We start from the raw sequence: 21,611 nt of genomic DNA on the forward strand, positions 1-21,611 counted from the left end.
TCTATTTGTAGCTTTTTATTTTATTTAATGTTATTCCTTGATAATAATGACTTAAAATCTCTTCGAAATCACTACCCTGTTTTGCCATTCCATTAGCTCCCCATTGACTCATCCCTACACCATGCCCATAGCCTCTTGTTGTAAATTCAACAGAACTTCCATTAATATCAACATTAAAGTCTGCAGACCTAAGATCAAACATTCTTCTAATTTGGCTTCCTGTAAATGTTTGATCACCGATTTGTATTTCTTTAATAGAGCCCCCTTGAGTTCTTTGTATTATTTTTATTTGTGATGCCAAGTTTCTCTCACTTATTTTAATTGAGGATTTTTCTCTTTTCATTCTATTTATAAACTCTTTTACAGTTATAACTTTGTTATCTACTAACACTGGTGATCCTTGTTCATAAGGGCTAGATACACTTCTTAAATATGGTTTAGCAGTTGCAAATACATCTTCAGAGTTTTCAGTAGCCCCACCACTAGTTGAATGATATAAAGGTTCAATTGGATTCATATTATATGTCATGACTACTCCAGTAGTGGAGTTAACTGCCTCTTCAATTTTACTCCAATATTGATCAAACCACTTTTGTCCATGTCTCTTTAATAACTCCTCAGTAGATAGCCATTCTTGGCAATGGGTATGGCTAGTACATAAAACTGCGCTAGGATGTTCCGGATGGCCCCCTTGCTTACTGTGATTCATATAACGCCAAATTGCATATGTCCGTGCCGCTACAGCTTGAGCCTTTAATGCTTCGATTTCAAAAGCTGCGGGCATCTCCGAAGCTACTACATTTAATAAATAGTCTTCTAAATATAATTCCATAGTCTGCTTTGTTTCATGATTATATATTTTAATAGATAAATCCGACTCAATAATAGCTCTCTCCTCAACCCTGTTTCTGGGTAAAATATTTATATCACAACTGGTTAATATAACTAAAGGAATTAAAACAACAACTACAACAAAGCTAAATATTGCAAAAAAAATACCCCTCATTTGTGACATCCACCTTTATAATTTTTTATTTTATCCATTAAACTGCAGATAAAATTTAACAAAATCTACCTAATTCAAAGGTAGATTTTGTTTTTATTTAATAAAGGTATATGTCCAAATTTTAAGGTTTAGAACTTTTTATTATCATCTTCTATTCTATAAATATTAGCTCCTAAATCTTTAAGTTTTTTTTCAATGTTTACATAGCCCCTATCTATATGATAAACATCTGAAATTTCAGTAATTCCTTCAGAAATTATTCCACATAATATAAGTGCTGCCCCAGCTCTTAAATCAGTAGCCTTTACTGGTGCTCCATGTAAGCCTTCCTTACCTTCAATTATCGCACTTCTTCCCTCAATTTTGATATCTGAACCCATTCTTTTTAACTCACTTACATGCATGTATCTATTTTCAAATACCGTTTCTATCATAACACTAGTTCCATCAGCAACACTCAATAAGGCCATAAACTGCGCCTGCATATCCGTTGGAAATCCCGGATAAGGAAGTGTTTTAATATCAACAGCCTTTGGTCTTTCCGTAGCAATAACTCTTACAGCTCCATCTTGCTCGATTACTTCAACACCACATTCCCTTAGCTTTGCAATCATAGGTTTTAAATGATCAATTACTACATGGTCTACAGTAACATCACCTTTAGATATTGCTGCAGCAACCATATAGGTACCTGCTTCTATTCTATCCGGAATTACACTATGCTTAGCACCCTTTAACTTCTTTACTCCAACTATTCTAATAGTATCTGTTCCGGCCCCTTCAATATGGGCTCCCATTTTATTTAAAAAGTTAGCTAAATCAGTAATTTCTGGCTCTTCGGCGGCATTTTCAATAATAGTTTCACCTTCAGCCATAACTGCTGCCATCATTATATTTTCTGTAGCTCCAACACTTGGAAAATCTAAATATATTGTGCTTCCAATAAGTTTATCTGCCTTTGCTTCTACAAAACCATGTCCTATTGTTATTTTAGCCCCTAGGGCTTTAAATCCTTTTAAATGCAAATCTATTGGTCGAGTACCTATAGCACAACCACCAGGCATTGAGATTCTTGCTTCACCAGTTCTCGCCAATAGTGGTCCCATAACTAAAAATGATGCCCTCATTTTTCTTACTAAATCATAAGGGGCTTCAAAGTTGTCAATATTTAAAGCATTTACTTCTATTCTTTCTCTATCCAGTCTTTTTACATCTGCTCCTAGGCTAATTAAAACTTCACAAATAACATCTACATCTCTTAGAGCAGGAACTTCTTCCAACAAACATTTCTCAGTCGACAATAAGGATGCAGCCAAAATAGGTAATACTGAATTTTTTGCTCCACTTACGCGAACAGTCCCCTGTAGAGGTCCACTTTTTTCAACAATAATTTTAGCCAAAGTAATTCCTCGCTTTCCAACAGCTGTCAAACTGCAATTAATTTTAGTAGGTTGTAGTGATTAAAGGTGTTGCAATCCAAATATAGGTTAAATCCTTATAAGCATTGTACCGTATAGCCATATGCAAATTTATATTTTTATCGAAAAACTGAATGGCTTCGTCAAGATATGGAGTATATGCCGTTATTGATGTATAAAACTCATCTTCAACTTCTTCAACAATTTTACCATCTATATTACGTAAAAGCTTCTTCATAATTTTATAAGAATCACTATTACTTAGCTTTCCATCATAAGTCCCTACAATTGTTAATGTAGTATTAATGTCTTCTCCATATTTTAATAGAAATTCTTTACTCTTACCTAGTAAGCTCACCATATCTTTATATCTTTTATTCTGCAAAATGTCAATAATAATATACGACTCACTTTTTCCTTCATATTCATAGGAATATATTATAAATGTTGATAAATTCCTATCTTGATCACAATAGTTAGCAATAATTTTATTTAATCCAATTTCTGATATCTTTGTTATATAAAGTGTATTCTCTTTATAGTCTATATGTTCCTCTTCTGGGACTCCTATAATATATTCAAATTCCACTATGTCTTCAATTTCATCATCATATTGAAAGTGTGAAATTAATTCATCTAATATAGCTTTCATATGCTCCATTTCAAAATATTTACCTTCTATGTATAGGCTTGTGTATGCATTTGTCTCACTTATATTTGCATTGCTTTTTTCAAACATCTGTAATAAAAGTTGCTCCCCATAAACCTTTTCTGAAAATACTTGTGAAAATACAGTTGTAGCTGTAAAAGAAGTTATTATTATTATACAAATAAGTCCGATAATCTTTGTTCTTTTCATGTATTACACCTCCTAATTAATTTTTTACATGAAAAAAGGAAGAGGCAAGTTATGTAAGTTTGATGTTAAAGGGGGACAAAAAACATCTCCTTATTTACTTTATGCTCTTCCCTTTGTATTTTAATTATTGACATGATAAAAAGAGTATATACATATGAAAGCCCAATTTTTTATTTATTTTTTCTGCCATTTTTTAGACTTAAATGGTTAATGCAAAAACAAATGAAATATTATATAATATATAGGGATGGAGGGATTTTATGAAGGTTTTTACAAAGGCAGATATTGCTCTTATAGCCGTTATTATTATACTAAGTACAACTTCAATATTTGCTATACCTAGACTTTTAACAAGTGGTGCTGAGATTAAGGAGATAGTAATTAACATAGATGGAGCTGAAATACATCGCTTTCCACTTGAATATACAGAGGAATCAAAGTTTATAGATTTTCCGTTTATTATTAACGGAGAAGAGTACACCGGAAGACTTGAACTATTAGAAGGCTCTGTAAGATTACACAGACTTTCAAAAAATATTTCCCCCTTATCTATTCATGCGGATATGGGCTGGATAAGCGAGTCATACCAAATGATTGTTTCATTACCTATTAAACTATATATTTCTATAGAGGAATCAACAGAGGTTCAGCATGATTTTGATATTATTGCATATTAAAAATCCGATTAGGTAAATCTAATCGGATTTTTTTATACTTTATATTATCTTTTAAAACTTTCATAAACCTGTATGCGGTTCAGTGCTTTATTAAGTGCAACCTCTGCCCTATAAACATTTATGCCGTCTCTTCTATTTTTAAGCCTCTCTTCTGCCCTTTGCTTAGCAGCCATCGCTCTTTTTGGATCTATTTCGTCTGGCCATTCTGCAGCATCTGTTAATATCGTGGTTTTATCCAAGTCAACCTTTATAAACCCACCTGCAATAGCTGCCTCTGAAATTTGTCCTTCTTTTTTAATTTTTATCCTCCCAACGGCAACTTCAGAAACCATTTTCATGTGATCCCTTAAAATCCCCTGATCACCTTCATTGGTTCTTACTATTACCATTTCAACTTCTTCCTCAAAGAAGACTCTATCAGGAGTTACTATTTCTAATAGAAATTTAGAAGCCATTGAAATCACCTACCCTCTTTTTGCTTTTTCTACGGCTTCATCAATAGTTCCTACAAACAGGAATGCTGATTCTGGAATATCATCATGCTTTCCTTCTAATATTTCGCTAAAACCTCTTATAGTTTCTTTAATAGGAACATATTTTCCTTCCATACCAGTAAATTGCTCAGCAACATGGAATGGTTGTGATAGGAATCTTTGAACCTTTCTAGCTCTAGATACAACTAATTTATCCTCATCAGATAACTCATCCATACCTAGGATTGCAATAATATCCTGAAGCTCCTTATATCTTTGAAGAACCTGTTGAACATCCCGGGCAACCTTGTAATGCTCTGCTCCAACAATAGCAGGGTCCAGTATTCTAGAAGTAGAGTCCAGTGGATCCACCGCAGGGTAGATTCCTAGCTCAGCGATTTGTCTAGAAAGAACTGTTGTCGCATCTAGATGGGCAAAGGTAGTTGCAGGTGCAGGGTCTGTTAAGTCGTCTGCAGGCACGTATACCGCTTGAACTGAAGTGATTGAACCCTTTTTAGTAGATGTAATTCTTTCTTGAAGAACTCCCATCTCCGTTGCAAGTGTTGGTTGGTAACCAACGGCACTAGGCATACGTCCTAGCAAGGCAGAAACCTCACTACCTGCCTGTGTAAATCTAAATATGTTGTCAACAAATAGTAGAACGTCCTGTCCTTCTTTATCCCTGAAGTACTCTGCCATTGTAAGTCCTGTTAAACCTACACGCATTCTAGCTCCAGGGGGCTCATTCATTTGTCCATAAACTAAAGTTGTCTTATCTATAACCCCAGACTCAATCATCTCATGGTAAAGGTCATTTCCTTCTCTAGTTCTCTCCCCTACCCCAGCAAATACTGAAAGTCCACCATGTTCCTTAGCTATATTATTAATTAGCTCCATTATAATTACTGTTTTTCCTACTCCGGCACCGCCGAAAAGTCCAATTTTACCACCTTTTGAATATGGTGCTATTAAATCAACTACTTTAATTCCAGTTTCAAATATTTCCGTAGCAGCTTCCTGCTCATCGAATGCCGGTGGCTCCCTATGAATTGGAGAGAAATTTTTAGCATTTACATCTCCTTTTTCATCAACTACCTCACCAAGTACATTAAATATTCTACCCAAGGTCTCTCTTCCTACAGGAATAGTAATTGCAGCTCCTGTATCTATTGCATCCATACCTCTCACTAATCCATCCGTAGAACTCATAGCTATACATCTTACAGTATCATCCCCAATATGTTGAGCCACCTCAACTGTAACTGTACGCCCTGCTCCTTGTATTATAATGGAATTTAATAAGGCCGGTAGGTTGTCACTTTTAAATCTTATATCTACAACCGGTCCAATTATTTGAACCAGCTTACCTACATTCTGCTCAGGCATTCCTTTACCTCCTCTTTTACATCATTTTAGGGCTTCAGCGCCTCCTACAATTTCTGCAATTTCTTGCGTTATAGAAGCCTGTCTAGCTCTATTATACTGTAATTGTAATTTGTCAATCATATCTAATGCATTATCTGTAGCACTTTCCATAGCAACCCTTCTAGCTCCTTGTTCACTAGTCCCTGATTCTATTAATGCCCCATAAATTACACTCTGAACAAACTTTGGTACAAGGTAATTTAAAAAGCCTTCAACAGATGGACGAAATTCCATAAACTCGTCTTCACCAATTGCAGTTTTTTCATTTTCCTCTGATTTTATATCTAGTGGTAACAGTTTAATAGCCCTAGGTTTATGACTTATAGTACTTACGAACTCTGTATAAATCAAAATAACCTCATCTACTTCTCCCTTATTAAATAAGTCTATACATAAATCCGCAATGTTTTTAGCATCTGAACTACAGGGATTTTCAGATATATGGGTATATTCAGCTGATAAATGATAATTCCTTTTGTGGAAGAAATCCCGGCTTTTTAGACCTATAGGGATAATAGTAGCCTTGCTCTTATTTTCAATTTGAGCTAAAGCCATCTTTATAGCATTGGTGTTATAACCTCCTGCTAAGCCCCTGTCACCTGTAATTACAATATATAATGATTTTTCTACGTCTCTTGAATTTAGAAAAACATGATTAACTCCTTTGGCAGAAGAAACTAACTCCTCAACAGTTTTTCTAATGGATATAAAATATGGTCTTGATTTTTCAAGTCTTATACGGGCTTTTCGTAATTTTGCTGAAGAAACCAATTCCATAGCCTTAGTAATTTGTTTAGTACTATTAACACTCTTAATTCTTCTTTTAATGTCTCGCATACCAAGTCCAGCCAATGTATCACCTCCTGGGATAATGAGTTTGTAAACTAAAGCTTAACTGAACTATTGTTGTTCATTGAATTGTTTTCTAAACTCACCGATGGCAGTTTTAAGCTTTTCCTCTATATCCTCATCTAAATTACCTGTAGTAGCAATAGCCTTACCTACTTCTGAATAGTAAGTACTTACATACTCAAGTAATCCTCTTTCAAACTCTCTAATATCTGACACCTTAACATCAGACATATATTTATTAGTTACAGCATATATGACTATAACCTGATTTTCTACAGGCATAGGAGAATACTGTGGCTGTTTCAATATTTCAACTAGTCTTTCACCTTGAGCCAATCGTTCCTGAGTCTCTCTATCAAGCTCAGATCCGAATTGAGCAAAGGCAGCAAGCTCTCTATATTGAGCAAGCTCCAGTCTAAGCTTACCAGATACTTTTCTCATAGCCTTAATTTGTGCAGATCCTCCAACCCTAGAAACGGAAATACCTGCATTAACTGCTGGTCTAACCCCGGAGTGGAATAATTCTGACTCTAGGAATATTTGTCCGTCAGTAATGGATATAACATTTGTTGGAATATATGCAGAAACGTCTCCTGCCTGAGTTTCAATTATTGGTAAAGCTGTTAAAGATCCTCCACCTAGACTATCATTTAGTTTAGCTGCCCTTTCAAGCAGTCTACTATGTAAGTAGAATACATCTCCTGGATAAGCCTCACGTCCTGGAGGACGTCTTAATAGCAGAGACATTGCTCTATATGCAACCGCATGTTTAGATAGGTCATCGTAAATGATTAATACATGTTTACCATTATCCATAAACTCTTCACCCATAGAACAGCCTGCATAAGGCGCTATATATTGTAATGGAGCAAGCTCACTTGCGGTTGCAGATACAATGATTGTATAATCCATTGCACCGTTTTTCTCTAAGGTTTCCTTTATACCCGCAACTGTTGACTTCTTTTGTCCTATAGCTACATATATACAAATAACACCAGTCTGTTTTTGATTAATAATAGTGTCTATTGCAATGGCAGTTTTCCCAGTTTGTCTGTCCCCGATTATTAACTCCCTTTGTCCTCTTCCAATAGGAATCATAGAGTCAATTGACTTTAAGCCTGTTTGTAATGGCTCGTGAACAGATTTTCTTGTAATAATACCCGGTGCTACTCTTTCTATTTCACGGTATTTTGTTGCATTGATTGGACCTTTTCCATCAATAGGTTGACCTAGGGCATTAACAACTCTACCAAGTAGAGCTTCACCAACAGGGACCTCAACTATTCTTTCAGTTCTTTTAACAATATCACCTTCCTTAATATTGTCATCTGACCCTAAAAGAACGCAACCTACATTGTCTTCCTCTAGATTTAATGTCATACCGTAAACTCCACCAGCAAATTCAAGAAGCTCACCGGCCATACACTTTTCTAAGCCGTGAATTCTGGCAATCCCGTCACCAACCTGAATTACAGTACCTACATCCTTTGTTTCTAATTTATTTTCATACCTTTTTATTTGCTCCTTTATTATGGAGCTTATTTCTTCAGGTCTAAGATTCATCTAGTATCACCCCTATTCCTAAATTATCATTTCTGTTAACTGCTGTTTAATATTCCATAATCGATTACGAATTGATCCATCTATTACCTTATCTCCAATTTTAATTAGAATACCTCCAATTACCGAAGAGTCCACCTCATTAACAAGCTTCACTTTCTTCTTGGAAACAACAGATAATTTTTGCTCAAGTCTAGTTAAGTCATCTTGATTCATAGGGATAGCAGTAATAGCTATAGCCTCAGTAATGTTTTCAACCTTATCACTTAACAGTTTAAAGTGCCTACTAATGTGAAATATAAAGCCTTCCCTACCTTTATCTAAGAGAATATTTAAGAAATTAAATAACTCCGTTGAAACTCTTCCGCCAATTACCTCTGTTAAAACCTGCTTTTTTTCCTCAACTGTAATAAGTGGAGTTTTTAGTAGCTCAAAAAAAGACGGATTCGTTTCAAAAATATTTATTAGAGCCAATAGCTCCTCTTCAATTTCCTTATGCTTATTTTCCTCATAGGCAACCTCGAATAGAGCTTGAGCGTACCTTTTTGCAACTAGTTCAGCCATTGCTCATCCCCTACCTCTTCAATGAACTTTTTGATCATTGCTTGATGGGCTTCTTCATTTAACTCCTTCTCTATTACTTTAGTAGCTGCCATAATAGATAGAGCTGAAATCTCATCCTTAAGGAGATTTATTGCTTTTTGTCTCTCTCTCTCTATTTCAAGATTTGCCCTTTCAATGATAAGTTTAGCCTCAGTCTGCGCGGCCTTAATGATTTCATCGCTTCTTTCCTCAGCCCTCTTAGTAGCCTCTCTAATAATCTGATTTCTTTCTTCTTTAATATTATCCAGCTTACTTTCATAATCGTTTTTTAATTCATCAGCCTGCTGGTTTTTTAATTCCGCATCATTTATAGCATTTTCAATACTCTTCGTTCTTTCATCCATAAAGTTTGTTACTGGTTGAAATAAAATACGACGAAGTACTAAAAATATAATTATTGTATTAAATATCTGAAACACAAAGGTCCAACTAAATTGAACTAATCCTTGCTGCATTATACGGCCTCCTTTCTTATGGGTTTAACTGAGAGGATATCCTCCCTACCGCCTATAATAATCCTATTAGAGGATTAGCAAATAATAAGATTAAGGCAATAATAAGCCCATAAATACCTGTTGTCTCCGCAACCGCTGCACCAAGTAACATAGTTCTTACGATATCCCCTTGAGCCTCTGGCTGTCTTCCTACTCCCTCTGCCCCTTTACCCGCAGCATATCCCTGTCCGATACCAGGTCCGATACCTGCGATCATAGCTAAACCTGCACCTATAGCTGAAGCAGCTAATACTAACGCTCTACCTGTAATTGGTTCCATAATAAAACTCCTCCTTATTTAACATAGAATTTTTTTTATTTTAGTTTAGTTATTTTACAATAGTCTAATCAGTGGATTTGCGAACAATAAAACTAAAGAAATAATTAATGCGTAAATCCCTGTTGTTTGTGCTACTGCTTGACCTAAAAACATAGTTCTAACAATAGCAGATTGATGTTTAGGTCTTTTACCTACCATCTCTGTACCTTTTCCAGCAGCATAGCCCTGTCCGACCCCAGGCCCAATACCAGCTATCATCGAAAGGCCTGCACCGATTGCTGATGCAGCAACAACAATTGCACTACCTGTTAAGTTCACCAGCGGATTAGCAAAAAGCATAATTAATGCTACTACTAAAGCCAAAATACCTGAGGTTTCAGCAACTGCAGCTCCCAAAAGCATAACCATTGTTGCTTGCTTACCGCTTTTAGGATTATAGCTCACAGCCTCTGCTCCCTTTCCAGCAGCATAGCCTTGACCTATTCCAGGGCCTATTCCAGCTATCATAGCAAATCCTGCTCCAATTGCTGATGCAGATAGAATTAAAGCTCTTCTATCAAAGGACATTAACCATTCTAAAAACTGCATAATAAAGTTTGTGTTTTGCAAATTCTCACCCCCCTAGGTGATAAATTTAAAATTAATCCATTGCTAAAGATATGAAAACCATTGATAACATAATAAAAATGAAGGTTTGCAGAACACCTGAAAACAGATCAAAGTATAAATGAAAGACTACAGGTATACCTGCTTGGAATATAGGAATATTATTTATTCCAATAAATGCTCCTATTGATGATAACCCACCATATAGTAATGAAACTACTATAATTCCACCAACTATATTACCGAATAAACGGAACGACAGGGATATGGGTGTTGCCAGCTCCCCCATAATGTTTAAAGGTAATAATAATGGAAATGGCTCTAAAAAACCTTTCAAATATCTTCCAATGCCTTTTCGTTTTGCACCAAAGAAATGAATCATAACGAAAGTAATTCCAGCAAAAGCAAAAGTTGTATTTATATCCGCCGTTGGTGGTCTTAAACCTAACAAACCAAATAGGTTAGCTATTAGAAGTACTAAAAACAGCGTACCCATATAGCTAGCAAATGCCTTTTTATCTTCACCCATGGTCTGTGCCGTTAGTTTATTCATTACATCAACTAAGGCTTCAGCGACGTTTTGCTTTCCTGTAGGGACCTTCTTAAACTGCCTAGTGATGACTAAGGAAAAAATGATAAGTCCAATCATTATTATCCATGTATTAACTACAGTTTCTGTCACAGGAATGTTCCCTATATAAAATATAATCCTAGGTCCAAATCCTTCCATTTATTCTTCCTCCCTCCTTCTAAAAATGTTTTTGAAAAATTCTCTGCTGTTTAATAGATTTTGCTTTATTATTACAAGCTTAATGGATATAAGCCCTATAATCGTTCCAATAACATTCAAGTTTGGATTTCTAATAGCAACAAATACTACTACACCAGTTAATAGGTACCTTATAAAATATTGAGAGGATGCATAAACCTGTGCTTTTCCTGGTGGCATTTGTACTGCTTTATTTAAAGTAATATGTAATAATCTGAAGTTTAACAATGCAATTAGCGTGCCAAAGGTAAGTCCTATTAAGAATGGAGCACCTAACTTAAACAAAAGTACTGCAAATAATGCAACTATACCATTAAATATAATCACACCTTTTAGAAGTTGTACTTGAACGTTAATAGCTTTTGTGTCTCCTACCATTCCTTCACTTCCTCGTCTTATTTTTTACGTCCTTTGTTCCTATCTTAAATAAATTCATAAATGCGACAATTACACCTAGAACAATAAATATGAGTAGAAATGTTGGATCAGTTCCAAAACGTGCATCTATCCACTTCCCAATATATAATCCTCCGAGAATAGGAACTACCATAGATATACCTATATAGCTAATTAAAGAGAGATTTTCCAAGGCATTTCCTTTCCTACCCAACTCAAACAACTCCTTCTATTGTATTTAGGTATTAAAACTCCTAAATACTTTATATCATTATAACACAGTTTTAAATTATATGAATATTCTATTTACTGGAATTTATATCTATATACCAAATTTCTCAATAATTGCCTTTACAATTCTCTCTGAAGCCTTCCCATCACCATAAGGGTTTTGAGCCTTCGCCATTTTATTATATGCCTCAATATTTGTTAGAAGACAACTAGCCTCTTCGAATATTTTATCCTTATTGACACCAACTACTTTAACAGTTCCCGCTTCAACCGCCTCAGGTCTTTCAGTTTCTGTTCTTAATACTAATATAGGCTTTCCTAAGGATGGTGCCTCTTCTTGGACTCCACCAGAATCAGTTAAAATTAAATAACTTTTGTTCAAAATATTTACAAATGGTTCATAGTCTAATGGTTCTATCAAGTGAATTGTCGGAATATTCCCTAAAATGCTTTGGGCTAGGGTTTGTATCTGAGGATTTAAGTGTACGGGAAACACTACTTCCACATCACTATATGTCTCAGCTATTTCTTTCACTGCTAAAAATATATCTTCCATAGGCTTGCCCCAGTTTTCTCTTCTATGGCAAGTCATCAAAATTACCTTTTTATGCTCAAAATCAATATTATCAATAACTTCATTATTGAATTTATAACTATCTTTAACTACTTTTAGTAGCGCATCTATTACAGTGTTACCGGTAATATAGATATTATCGGTTGAAATTCCATTATTGTTTAAATTGTTAAAATTTTGAACAGTCGGTGCAAAATGTAAGGTAGCCAGTTGTGTAGTTAATATACGATTCATTTCCTCTGGATATGGGGAATATACGTTCCCACTTCTTAAGCCCGCCTCCACATGTCCAACTGGAATTTTTTCATAAAATGCTGCTAATGCTCCAACAAATGTGGTTGTAGTATCCCCATGAACAAGTACCAAATCAGGTCTGTCGTTTTTGAATACTTCTCCTAAGCCCTTTAATACCCTTGTAGTTATATCAGTGATTGTTTGACCATGCTTCATAATATCTAAATCATAATCTGGCTTTATATCAAATAGATCCAGAACCATATCTAACATTTCCCTATGTTGTGCTGTTACACATACCTTTGACTCAATACCTGGAGTTTGCTCAAGTTGTTTTATTAAAGGTGCCATTTTTATAGCCTCTGGTCTTGTTCCGAATACAGTCATAACTTTAATTGATTTCATCTCTTATCCTCTGCTTTCTTTTTTTCTATAGTAATTTTATATGTATTTTTTATTATGAAATATATTATACTTTTTTAACATTATAGTTATTCCAAATATTAGTACCATTATGACATATTCTACAAAAAAAGAAAAAAACCTACTTTATATCGTAGATTTTTTTATTCGTATTTTAAATTTCTTATAGATTTGCTTTTTCTTCCTTCGGACGTTTTACTAAACCAAATAAATATGCCCCAGTTACAACTACTACAGCTATACTTGTTATTACGAAGTAGGCAATTGAATTTTGAGTATCTGAAATAAATATTGCACTACAACCTAAGAAAATACTAATTGAGTAAAGAGTTAAAACTGTCTGTTTTTGAGTTAATCCATGGTCTAACAGCCTATGGTGAAGATGGCCCTTATCAGCTTCCATAATCGGACGTTTGTTTATTAACCTTCTAAGTATCGCAAATGCAGTATCAAAAATTGGTACTCCTAAAGCTAATACTGGAATTGCAACAGCAATAGTAGTTGCAGTTTTGATTAACCCTTCTACAGATATTGTCGCTAATAAAAATCCAATTAATAGAGAACCCGTATCTCCCATAAAAATCTCAGCAGGATTAAAGTTGTATGGTAAAAACCCTACAGTTGCACCAGCTAAGATAAATAAAAGTAAAGCAACAGGATACATCCCATTAATATATGAAACTACACCTAGGGAAATAGATGCTATAGTAGCAACCCCTGCGGCTAAACCATCTAACCCGTCTATTAAATTTACTGTATTAGTGATTCCTACAATCCAAAATACAGTCAAAGGTATACTCAACATTCCAACTGCTGCAGTTGTGCCAGTTGTTTTTGCAAGAATATTAGTTATAAATTCTATTCTTACACCAAAGTATATAGCCACTAATGCTGCAGCAATTTGTACAGCTAGCTTAAACTTTGCGGAAATTTGTTTAGTATCATCAACAATACCAATACCTACTATCATTGATGCCCCTATAAATATTCCTATATAGTCCCTCGCTATAATTTGTAGCAAGTTTCTATTTAGGAGAATAGTTATAATCGTTGTTGCTATAAAAGACATATATATAGCTAAGCCACCTAAACGTGGTACAGGTTTCTTATGTACTCTACGATTGTCCTTAGGTACATCTATAGCTCCAATTCTGTATGCTATTTTTTTCGCATACGGTGTTAATGTATATGAAATTCCTAACGCTATCAAAAATGATATAAAATATATAGTTAACATTAAATAACCTCCAGTTAATCATAGGCCCTTATCCAAAGTATCTCATTAATACCTAATGTATATTTTACATCACTTAAGTATAACTTTCAATGTATTATATTGCTATATCAATCATATTTTTGCAATAAGATACCAGCCTCTCTAAGCATTTCCTCTGAGAAGCTGTCTGGATATTCTCCTTTAAAAACAATTCTTGTAATACCGGCATTTATTATCATCTTCGCACAAATAATACAAGGCATATGAGTAACGTATATAGTACTGCCCTTTATTGATGCCCCATGTAGGGCTGCTTGAATAATGGCGTTTTGTTCAGCATGCAGTCCTCTGCAAAGTTCATGCCTTTCCCCTGAAGGTATGTTTAGCTTATCTCTAAGACATCCACTTTGTTCGCAGTGTTCAATACCAGAAGGGGCCCCATTATATCCACTTGCAAGTATCCGCTTGTCTGAAACTATAATTGCCCCAACTTGCCGACGAATACATGTGGATCTCTTTTTTACAACCTCTGCTATCTCCATAAAGTAATCATCCCAAGGTGGTCTCATTTTTATCCCCCTAGATATTTATTACTTAGTTCCAAATAATCTATCTCCAGCATCACCTAAGCCTGGTACGATATATGCATGATCATTTAACTTTTCATCAACAGAAGCCACATAAATGTCAACATCCGGATGCTCTTTTTGAACTACTTCAATTCCCTCTGGTGAAGCAATTAAACAAACTAGCTTTATACAGTTAGCCCCTCTATCCTTTAAAAACTGTATAGCTGCGTTCGCTGAACCACCAGTAGCAAGCATAGGATCTAATACTATTAGTTCTCTTTCCTCTACATCTGATGGTAGTTTGCAGTAGTATTCAACAGGCATCAAAGTTTCTGGATCTCTATATAAACCTACATGACCAACCTTTGCTGCAGGTATAAGCTGTAGTATCCCATCTACCATACCTAATCCAGCCCTAAGTATTGGAACAATTCCTAGCTTTTTACCGGCAATAGCCATAGATTTTGTTTTACATACAGGTGTTTCTATCTCAATTTCTTCAAGAGGTAATTCTCTTGTTATTTCATAGCCCATTAACATAGATATTTCTTTTACTAAATCTCTAAAAGCCTTAGAACCTGTATTTTTATCTCTTATTAACGTTAATTTATGTTGTATTAACGGATGGTCAATTACTACAACTTTACTCATTTGAAATTCCTCCTTATTATTTAGAATACTTTTTTTCAATCTCAGTTATTTTGTTAATTCTGTTTTGATGTCTTCCACCTTCAAACTCTGTAGAAAGCCAAATATCAACTATTTCTAAAGCTAAGCCAGTACCTAAAACTCTTCCACCTAAAGCTAAGACATTACTATCATTATGTTGTCTAGTAGCCTTTGCTGAGAAACAATCTCCTACTAATGCACATCTTATACCTGGTACTTTATTGGCACTTATGGAAATACCTATTCCTGTTCCACAAATAAGTATTCCCTTATCATAGTCTCCCTTAGCTACAGCTTCACTTACCTCTATGGCATAATCAGGATAGTCACAAGAATCTCTATTATCTGTACCAAAATCTTTAGTTTCTAAGCCTTTTTCTGACAGATAGGATTTAATTTCTTCTTTTAAGTCATATCCTCCATGATCGCTTCCTATAGCAATTCTCATTCAAATCTCCTCCTATGTACACTCCTTTATATATTAAATCCTTTTTCGACAAATTTTTCAAGACATTCCTCTATTTCTTTAGCACTATTTCTATATACATTAATAGGCTGTCCAAAAGGATCAACTATATCTAAGTCTGGTAATTTACTCTTTAAAAGCACAAGTTTATCCTGCTCTTCTCCAATTTCATCTAAAAAATCGTCCTCTATCTTTTTTATTTCCCAAGTTATTACATCTAAATCCCTTATTAAACCTTCCCTTTTTTTCTTTAAATCATCCAGCCTTTTCTGGTTTTTAAATATAAACTGCTCTCTTTTCTGCTGAATCTTTTGAAATATATCATTCATTTGGTCTAATATGGAATCAGTTTTTTCAAGAGTATAGATATATTCCTTTAAAGTATAGACTTTATTTTCCACCTCAGGTGCCATATCTAGTACAACCTTTTTATGATTTGTTGTCATAGTTAAAATTATATCAGCTTCATCAATAAGTCCTTTAGTTAATTGTTTTGACTGATGCTCTTTTAATGATATATTTTTTTCTGCCATAATCTCAATAGCCTGAGGTGAAGCTTTTTGTTTAGGTGAAGCAGCAGTTCCGGCTGAAATAACTTTAATGTTATCCCAGTTGTTTATACTTGTCCCACTATTTCTAAGCTGTTCTATTTTATTTTTCAAGAGTGCCTCAGCCATGCTGCTTCTACAGGTATTACCTGTACAGACAAATAAAATGTTTTTCATCTTTTAACCTCCTAGGTATTATCTTTAGCATAAATCACTTTATACCCAGCTGCCTTTACTAATCGGTTCATTATGGCCTGTCCTATATGCCTCTCATCAACTGCTTCAGCTATTATTATATCTACTTTTGTTTTGTCAAATTCTCGTAATAGATTGAATATATTTGATGCAATTACTTCTAATTCATCTCGTTTACCTAGACTTTTCACAATAACGTTTAAGTACTCTAAACTTGTATCTTCAAAACAAAGTACACCAACTTCTTTTCCTAGCTGTCTATTTTCAAATATCATTTCTTTAATTTTTTTAATAACAGATCCCTTCGAACCCTTTATTATAACTACATCCGCCTTGGGTGCATAGTGGGTATACTTCATACCTGGAGACTTTGGAGCCTCTTCTAGATTTATACCTTTATCAATAGCTGGATCTACAGCTACTTCTCCTAAAACTTCCTCAAGTTGCTCCTTTGTCACTCCACCAGGACGTAAAATAGTTGGGACATTACCAGTCATGTCTATAACAGTGGATTCAACTCCTACTTTACAATCATCTCCGATAATTATTGCATCTATCCTTCCTAAAAGATCCTCTACAACATGTTCTCCCTTTGTTGGGCTAGGTCTTCCTGATATGTTCGCACTTGGGGCAGCAATCGGTAGTCCAGCGGCTTTTATTAAGTTTAAGGCAATAGAATGGGCAGGCATACGTATAGCCACAGTATTTAATCCTGCACTTACTTCAACAGGAATTATATTTGACTTTTCTAAAATAATCGTAAGTGGCCCTGGCCAAAATAACTCCATTAAAAGTAATGCTTCTTTCGTAATTTCTATAACTAGTTTTCTTGCATCTTCAATAGATGCTACATGAACTATCAGTGGATTATCCGATGGTCTTCCCTTTGCGATAAATATTTTATTAACCGCTTCTCCGTTTAAGGCGTTAGCTCCTAGTCCATAGACAGTTTCTGTTGGAAAGGCTACAGTTCCACCCTCTTTTATAATACTTGCACAATCCTCTATGTAATTATTATCATTTTCATTATATAGATTTATTACTTTTGTATCCAATTACTCTCCACCTCTTCTTAAGCCAAGTTGCATCATTTCTCTTGCTATCGGTGCTGCTGCCTGCCCTCCAGACTTCCCTTCATTTTCTAAAATTACTGCAATAGCAATTTTAGGGTTATCCTCTGGTGCAAATCCAATAAATAAAGAGTGGTCTGCTCCACCAGCCGTTTGAGCAGTACCTGTTTTACCAGCAACTCTTACTCCTTGTATTCTCGCATTTCTCCCTGTTCCTTGACTTACAACAGCAACCATCATTTCTTTTACTTGCCTAGCTATATCATCCGAAACAACTCTATGGCTTTGTCCACCGCCCCGTTGTAATACCCTACCATTAAAGTTTTGTACTTCTCTCACTATATATGGTTCCACCATAACCCCATCATTTCCTATAGCAGCAGCTACCAAAGCCATATGCATAGGTGTCATAAGTAATCTTCCCTGACCGATAGCTATAGCCCCCAGCTCTGTTGTTGGTATATCATCTTCTTGCGGAATTCTACTTTGTCTTAAAGGCATATCACTATTAATAGTCCGTCCCATAAAAAACCTGTTTGATACATTAACAACTCTTCGTGTTCCAAGCTCTAAAGCCATCTGAGCGAAACTACTATTACAAGATACAACTAAACTCCTAGTTAGGTCCACTAGACCATGGGCAGTCCTTCCATAGTCTGACAGCTCATACCCATCAATTATTATAGATCCAGTACAATTATGCTCTGTATTAACTATACTTAAATTCTCTAAAACAGCCGATGCCATAATAACCTTATATGTAGATCCTGGGGGATACAATCCAGCCAAGCTTCTATTTATTAAAGGACTTCTTTCATCGTTTATTAATCCTTCCCATTGTTGATTTAGATTAACTGGGCTAAAATCCGGTTTGCTAACCATGGCTAAAACCTCTCCATTTGAAGGATTTATCGCAACAATCGAACCTTTCTTACCTCTTAGAAGTCTCTCTGCAGTTTTTTGTAACTCATGGTCTATAGTGAGAACCAAATGATTCCCTCTAATCATTTCTCCTGAAAGTTGTTCCCTTATGCGGGCAACAGTGCTATCACCTATTGCCATTAAGGTATCATTATAATAGTTTTCTATACCATATTTTCCATATTGCTTACTACTATAACCGATAACATGACTGTATATCCGTTCAAAGGGATATTTTCTTACAGGTGTTCCATCAACAACCTCAGTAGTCGCTAGCTCTACTCCATTTCTATCATAGATAAAACCACGAATTGTATTATCCTCTCTTGCCCATTGCCTTTTGTTGTAAGGATTATCAACAATTCTAGGCCCTGTAATTAGTTGAAAATATGTCAAATACACGATCATCGATAGAAACAATAAAGAACTAAATATAATTAAGTGAATTATTCTTTTATTAAAATCAGCCTTCAATCAATTCAGCCCCCTCCGAAACATCCTTAGAAATACCTTGTAATACTCCGAAGGCAATAAATGCAGAGACCAAAGAACTCCCACCATAGCTTATAAATGGCAAAGTTATACCTGTAAGTGGAATAAGTTTAGTAACCCCACCAATTATTATAAAGGTTTGATAACTATAGGTTAGGGTTATACCCAATGCTACGGTTTTCTTAAACATATCCTTAATTTGCAAACTAATTTTAAAACCTCTATAAATTAAAATAAAATAAAGCAGAATTACTCCAATGCCCCCGAAAATTCCCATCTCTTCGCACACAGCAGAAAAGATAAAATCCGTATGTACCTCAGGAATAGAGTCAGGTCTTCCTAAACCTAAACCCGTACCAAAGAAACCACCTTCTGCTATAGCAAATAGGGATTGAGTAATTTGATATCCCCTTCCAGCGATATCCCGCCAAGGGTTTACCCAGGCCTCGTATCTAACTTGAACATGTGTCATCGTAAAATAACCGATAACTATTATACCAAAAGCCGGGAGTAAATTATATAAAAGTAATTTAAGATTTTTATTTGATACATAAAAAATACTTATAAATATACCAAAAAATAGCATTGCCATGCCTAAATCTCTTTGTAAAAACAAAAATAATATATGCACGTAAACTAAAAATAAAAAGGTGTATATATTTTTAAGTTTCTCTGGATATGCAATATATGCGGCTAGAAAAAAAACAAATATTAGCTTAATTATTTCAGCAGGTTGAAAGGTAAACCCACCTATTCTAATCCAGTTAGTTGCCCCTTTTATAGTTGTACCCATAAAAAAAGTTAATAAAAAAAGAAAAATACTTGTCCCGACGTAAAGGAAAATATATTCATCCCAATTCCTTATATATCTAAATATAACGTAGCCAAGGAAAAATAAAACTACCCCTAGGGCATACCACATAATTTGTCTAATACCAAATCCGCTATCTAGCCTATATATTATAATAATTCCTAAGCTTGACAAAAGGGATATTATTAAAAAAATATAAGAGTCACCCATTTTAGCCTTCTTAATTATGTAGGAGCATATAGCAATTAAGGCAGTTAAAATTCCCCCTGCCCCAAGTATATTTATATTTAAAGGGTCTATAAACAAATATATTAAAAGAAAAAATAAACTATTAATAATTACAACAATATTTATAGGACGCATCAACCAGTCTCCTTTACAAAAACAAATTCTAACAATCCTATTCCGATTTTGTCCCCGTTTTTGAGTCTCTCTGCATCCTCAATTTTATTTCCATTTAAATAGGTTCCATTAACACTTCCAAGGTCCTCTAAAAAAAATTCTTCTTCATCCATAATAATTTGTGCGTGTTTAGTAGAAATAAACTTGTCCTCAATTTTTATATTACTCTCAGTTCCTCTGCCTATAATTGTATTGTTCCCAACAGCATAAAGAGACTCTACAGGAAAGTCCAATTTCTCAATTGAAGTTAACAATTTGAGAAATGGACCCCCCACATTTTTTTCTTCCTTTTCTTTCATGTTTTTAACATCTAAATAAATGAGCCTTATAATGCTATATATAAAATAATAAATTAAAAATATAAATATATAGCTTAAAGCCCATGAAAATAATCTAAACATTTCAATCACCTATTCTCTTAAGGGTATATATATATTCTATACCAATTTATAGTAATTAAACAACATAGATTAAAATGTTTTGGAAACAACCATACCAACGATGAAGCCAATAACAGAAAAAACAGTTGTGGCTCTACTATCGTGAAGGGTCTTCGATCTAGGTATTAATTCTCCAAATGTAATGTAAAGCATAGTCCCCCCTGCAAAGGCAAGACATAAGCCTATAAACTCATATGCAATGGCGCCTATTAATCCACCAAAATATGCCCCTAAGCCCATAGGTGCACCAGCTAACAAGGTTAAAAAGAATGCCTTCATTTTAGAATATCCTCCGGCTCTTAGAGGTGTTACCATAGCTATTCCTTCTGGCATATTATGTAAGGCTATTACAATAGCCAAGCCAACTCCCAATCTTTGATGAGCCATAAACCCTGATCCTATTGCTAATCCTTCTGGAAAGTTATGCATAGCTATTCCTATTCCGAGCAATAATGATGTTTTAATATATGACTGTCCCCCAGCTTTGAAATAAGTGTTCGTTACCAAGGAGTCTAACGAAGCCGCTATAATAGTCCCTAGTCCAACCCCTATTGCTGTACCCCATATTCCACCAAGCATAAAAGCCTCTGGAATTAATTCAAAAGTTACTATGGCTACCATTAGTCCACTGGATATTCCAATAATACCACTTAAAAATTTTTTTGTAGGATGATCTAAAACAAATGACATAGTGCCCCCTAGACCAGTACCAATAATACCGACAAAAAAACCAATTAGGGTGGTTTGTAATAATGTATTCAATTATTTCCCCTCCAATATACAAGCTAATAAAAGCTTAATTATAGAAATCTCTAATATATATATTCTTAAGGAGAAGAATTTATGGCATATTAGGGAATAATTAAATCCTTTTTAATATATTTGATCATTTCTCTTTTCTGGTATAATAATATTATTTAAAGTCTTTATAG

26 protein-coding genes are annotated in these 21,611 nt (G+C 34.7%); 1 reads left to right on the plus strand and 25 read right to left on the minus strand.

Annotated elements, in window-relative coordinates; all coding sequences use genetic code 11:
- Position 1: 1 nt before the first annotated feature.
- From spoIID to HZR23_RS03530, 3 genes are all read right to left on the minus strand, one after another.
- On the minus strand, positions 2-1,006 hold the full coding sequence (spoIID, locus tag HZR23_RS03520) for a stage II sporulation protein D (RefSeq protein ID WP_132848287.1): 1,005 nt from the start codon (positions 1,004-1,006) through the stop codon (positions 2-4).
- A 128-nt stretch (positions 1,007-1,134) separates the two neighbouring features.
- Positions 1,135-2,406, minus strand: coding sequence for a UDP-N-acetylglucosamine 1-carboxyvinyltransferase (gene murA / locus HZR23_RS03525; RefSeq protein ID WP_207667866.1), 1,272 nt, complete (start codon positions 2,404-2,406; stop codon positions 1,135-1,137).
- Positions 2,407-2,449: 43 nt separating this feature from the next.
- Positions 2,450-3,283: a YwmB family TATA-box binding protein gene (locus tag HZR23_RS03530; protein ID WP_132848288.1), complete on the minus strand. Its 834-nt coding sequence runs from the start codon at positions 3,281-3,283 to the stop codon at positions 2,450-2,452.
- A gap of 260 nt (positions 3,284-3,543) precedes the next feature.
- Here HZR23_RS03530 and HZR23_RS03535 point away from each other — a divergent pair, with 260 nt between their 5' ends.
- The gene (locus HZR23_RS03535) at positions 3,544-3,960 is read left to right on the plus strand and encodes a NusG domain II-containing protein (RefSeq protein ID WP_132848289.1); all 417 of its coding nucleotides are present in this window, start codon (positions 3,544-3,546) and stop codon (positions 3,958-3,960) included.
- Positions 3,961-4,004: 44 nt separating this feature from the next.
- Here HZR23_RS03535 and HZR23_RS03540 read toward each other — a convergent pair whose 3' ends face one another.
- From HZR23_RS03540 to HZR23_RS03645, 22 genes are all read right to left on the minus strand, one after another.
- Entirely contained in the window at positions 4,005-4,415 is a 411-nt protein-coding gene (locus HZR23_RS03540; RefSeq protein WP_132848290.1) for a F0F1 ATP synthase subunit epsilon, read from the minus strand.
- Positions 4,416-4,424: 9 nt separating this feature from the next.
- On the minus strand, positions 4,425-5,819 hold the full coding sequence (atpD, locus tag HZR23_RS03545) for a F0F1 ATP synthase subunit beta (RefSeq protein ID WP_132848291.1): 1,395 nt from the start codon (positions 5,817-5,819) through the stop codon (positions 4,425-4,427).
- A gap of 21 nt (positions 5,820-5,840) precedes the next feature.
- A complete protein-coding gene (gene atpG / locus HZR23_RS03550; RefSeq protein ID WP_243098207.1) occupies positions 5,841-6,710 on the minus strand; it encodes an ATP synthase F1 subunit gamma in 870 nt (289 codons plus the stop codon).
- Between the two features lie 48 nt (positions 6,711-6,758).
- The gene (gene atpA, locus HZR23_RS03555; RefSeq protein WP_132848292.1) at positions 6,759-8,273 is read right to left on the minus strand and encodes a F0F1 ATP synthase subunit alpha; all 1,515 of its coding nucleotides are present in this window, start codon (positions 8,271-8,273) and stop codon (positions 6,759-6,761) included.
- Positions 8,274-8,291: 18 nt separating this feature from the next.
- The gene (locus tag HZR23_RS03560) at positions 8,292-8,834 is read right to left on the minus strand and encodes a F0F1 ATP synthase subunit delta (protein WP_132848293.1); all 543 of its coding nucleotides are present in this window, start codon (positions 8,832-8,834) and stop codon (positions 8,292-8,294) included.
- Complete coding sequence (gene atpF, locus HZR23_RS03565) at positions 8,822-9,328, minus strand: F0F1 ATP synthase subunit B (RefSeq protein ID WP_132848294.1); 507 nt, start codon at positions 9,326-9,328, stop codon at positions 8,822-8,824. Before atpF ends, HZR23_RS03560 begins: the two co-directional genes overlap by 13 nt.
- Before the next feature lie 52 nt (positions 9,329-9,380).
- Positions 9,381-9,647, minus strand: a complete 267-nt coding sequence (gene atpE, locus HZR23_RS03570; RefSeq protein ID WP_090439255.1) for an ATP synthase F0 subunit C — start codon at positions 9,645-9,647, stop codon at positions 9,381-9,383.
- Between the two features lie 54 nt (positions 9,648-9,701).
- On the minus strand, positions 9,702-10,256 hold the full coding sequence (gene atpE, locus HZR23_RS03575; RefSeq protein ID WP_243098208.1) for an ATP synthase F0 subunit C: 555 nt from the start codon (positions 10,254-10,256) through the stop codon (positions 9,702-9,704).
- 31 nt (positions 10,257-10,287) lie between these two features.
- Positions 10,288-10,983, minus strand: coding sequence for a F0F1 ATP synthase subunit A (gene atpB / locus HZR23_RS03580; RefSeq protein ID WP_132848295.1), 696 nt, complete (start codon positions 10,981-10,983; stop codon positions 10,288-10,290).
- Positions 10,984-11,400 carry an ATP synthase subunit I gene (locus tag HZR23_RS03585; RefSeq protein ID WP_132848296.1) on the minus strand — a complete coding sequence of 139 codons (417 nt, stop codon included), beginning with the start codon at positions 11,398-11,400 and terminating at the stop codon, positions 10,984-10,986.
- A gap of 4 nt (positions 11,401-11,404) precedes the next feature.
- Positions 11,405-11,632, minus strand: coding sequence for an AtpZ/AtpI family protein (locus HZR23_RS03590; RefSeq protein ID WP_132848297.1), 228 nt, complete (start codon positions 11,630-11,632; stop codon positions 11,405-11,407).
- A gap of 108 nt (positions 11,633-11,740) precedes the next feature.
- Entirely contained in the window at positions 11,741-12,862 is a 1,122-nt protein-coding gene (gene wecB / locus HZR23_RS03595) for a non-hydrolyzing UDP-N-acetylglucosamine 2-epimerase (protein ID WP_132848298.1), read from the minus strand.
- 181 nt (positions 12,863-13,043) lie between these two features.
- Complete coding sequence (locus HZR23_RS03600) at positions 13,044-14,117, minus strand: MraY family glycosyltransferase (protein ID WP_132848299.1); 1,074 nt, start codon at positions 14,115-14,117, stop codon at positions 13,044-13,046.
- 107 nt (positions 14,118-14,224) lie between these two features.
- The gene (locus tag HZR23_RS03605) at positions 14,225-14,665 is read right to left on the minus strand and encodes a deoxycytidylate deaminase (protein WP_132848300.1); all 441 of its coding nucleotides are present in this window, start codon (positions 14,663-14,665) and stop codon (positions 14,225-14,227) included.
- A 21-nt stretch (positions 14,666-14,686) separates the two neighbouring features.
- Positions 14,687-15,316 carry a uracil phosphoribosyltransferase gene (gene upp, locus HZR23_RS03610; RefSeq protein WP_132848301.1) on the minus strand — a complete coding sequence of 210 codons (630 nt, stop codon included), beginning with the start codon at positions 15,314-15,316 and terminating at the stop codon, positions 14,687-14,689.
- Between the two features lie 16 nt (positions 15,317-15,332).
- On the minus strand, positions 15,333-15,782 hold the full coding sequence (rpiB, locus tag HZR23_RS03615; protein ID WP_132848302.1) for a ribose 5-phosphate isomerase B: 450 nt from the start codon (positions 15,780-15,782) through the stop codon (positions 15,333-15,335).
- A 26-nt stretch (positions 15,783-15,808) separates the two neighbouring features.
- Positions 15,809-16,525, minus strand: coding sequence for a low molecular weight protein arginine phosphatase (locus HZR23_RS03620; RefSeq protein ID WP_132848303.1), 717 nt, complete (start codon positions 16,523-16,525; stop codon positions 15,809-15,811).
- An 11-nt stretch (positions 16,526-16,536) separates the two neighbouring features.
- Entirely contained in the window at positions 16,537-17,598 is a 1,062-nt protein-coding gene (locus HZR23_RS03625; RefSeq protein WP_132848304.1) for an L-threonylcarbamoyladenylate synthase, read from the minus strand.
- On the minus strand, positions 17,599-19,008 hold the full coding sequence (locus HZR23_RS03630; RefSeq protein ID WP_243098209.1) for a peptidoglycan D,D-transpeptidase FtsI family protein: 1,410 nt from the start codon (positions 19,006-19,008) through the stop codon (positions 17,599-17,601). It abuts the gene before it with no gap.
- Positions 18,998-20,200, minus strand: a complete 1,203-nt coding sequence (locus HZR23_RS03635) for an FtsW/RodA/SpoVE family cell cycle protein (protein ID WP_132848305.1) — start codon at positions 20,198-20,200, stop codon at positions 18,998-19,000. The genes HZR23_RS03630 and HZR23_RS03635 overlap by 11 nt, the downstream gene beginning before the upstream one ends.
- Positions 20,200-20,640 carry an FHA domain-containing protein gene (locus HZR23_RS03640; RefSeq protein WP_132848306.1) on the minus strand — a complete coding sequence of 147 codons (441 nt, stop codon included), beginning with the start codon at positions 20,638-20,640 and terminating at the stop codon, positions 20,200-20,202. The genes HZR23_RS03635 and HZR23_RS03640 overlap by 1 nt, the downstream gene beginning before the upstream one ends.
- Positions 20,641-20,709: 69 nt before the next feature.
- The gene (locus HZR23_RS03645) at positions 20,710-21,441 is read right to left on the minus strand and encodes a ZIP family metal transporter (protein ID WP_243098211.1); all 732 of its coding nucleotides are present in this window, start codon (positions 21,439-21,441) and stop codon (positions 20,710-20,712) included.
- Positions 21,442-21,611 lie beyond the last annotated feature (170 nt).

This window comes from Serpentinicella alkaliphila, from assembly GCF_018141405.1.
GTDB lineage: Bacteria > Bacillota > Clostridia > Peptostreptococcales > Natronincolaceae > Serpentinicella > Serpentinicella alkaliphila.

Excerpts from the sequence above, each read along its gene's own strand:
- HZR23_RS03635 (WP_132848305.1), bottom strand. The coding sequence starts at position 20,200 with ATGCGTCCTATAAATATTGTTGTAATTATTAATAGTTTATTTTTTCTT.
- spoIID (WP_132848287.1), bottom strand. The coding sequence starts at position 1,006 with ATGAGGGGTATTTTTTTTGCAATATTTAGCTTTGTTGTAGTTGTTGTT.
- HZR23_RS03640 (WP_132848306.1), bottom strand. The coding sequence starts at position 20,640 with ATGTTTAGATTATTTTCATGGGCTTTAAGCTATATATTTATATTTTTA.
- HZR23_RS03540 (WP_132848290.1), bottom strand. The coding sequence starts at position 4,415 with ATGGCTTCTAAATTTCTATTAGAAATAGTAACTCCTGATAGAGTCTTC.
- atpE (WP_090439255.1), bottom strand. The coding sequence starts at position 9,647 with ATGGAACCAATTACAGGTAGAGCGTTAGTATTAGCTGCTTCAGCTATA.
- wecB (WP_132848298.1), bottom strand. The coding sequence starts at position 12,862 with ATGAAATCAATTAAAGTTATGACTGTATTCGGAACAAGACCAGAGGCT.
- atpB (WP_132848295.1), bottom strand. The coding sequence starts at position 10,983 with ATGGAAGGATTTGGACCTAGGATTATATTTTATATAGGGAACATTCCT.
- HZR23_RS03605 (WP_132848300.1), bottom strand. The coding sequence starts at position 14,665 with ATGAGACCACCTTGGGATGATTACTTTATGGAGATAGCAGAGGTTGTA.
- upp (WP_132848301.1), bottom strand. The coding sequence starts at position 15,316 with ATGAGTAAAGTTGTAGTAATTGACCATCCGTTAATACAACATAAATTA.
- atpD (WP_132848291.1), bottom strand. The coding sequence starts at position 5,819 with ATGCCTGAGCAGAATGTAGGTAAGCTGGTTCAAATAATTGGACCGGTT.
- atpF (WP_132848294.1), bottom strand. The coding sequence starts at position 9,328 with ATGCAGCAAGGATTAGTTCAATTTAGTTGGACCTTTGTGTTTCAGATA.
- HZR23_RS03535 (WP_132848289.1), top strand. The coding sequence starts at position 3,544 with ATGAAGGTTTTTACAAAGGCAGATATTGCTCTTATAGCCGTTATTATT.
- atpA (WP_132848292.1), bottom strand. The coding sequence starts at position 8,273 with ATGAATCTTAGACCTGAAGAAATAAGCTCCATAATAAAGGAGCAAATA.
- HZR23_RS03600 (WP_132848299.1), bottom strand. The coding sequence starts at position 14,117 with ATGTTAACTATATATTTTATATCATTTTTGATAGCGTTAGGAATTTCA.
- HZR23_RS03585 (WP_132848296.1), bottom strand. The coding sequence starts at position 11,400 with ATGGTAGGAGACACAAAAGCTATTAACGTTCAAGTACAACTTCTAAAA.
- HZR23_RS03530 (WP_132848288.1), bottom strand. The coding sequence starts at position 3,283 with ATGAAAAGAACAAAGATTATCGGACTTATTTGTATAATAATAATAACT.
- HZR23_RS03560 (WP_132848293.1), bottom strand. The coding sequence starts at position 8,834 with ATGGCTGAACTAGTTGCAAAAAGGTACGCTCAAGCTCTATTCGAGGTT.
- rpiB (WP_132848302.1), bottom strand. The coding sequence starts at position 15,782 with ATGAGAATTGCTATAGGAAGCGATCATGGAGGATATGACTTAAAAGAA.
- HZR23_RS03620 (WP_132848303.1), bottom strand. The coding sequence starts at position 16,525 with ATGAAAAACATTTTATTTGTCTGTACAGGTAATACCTGTAGAAGCAGC.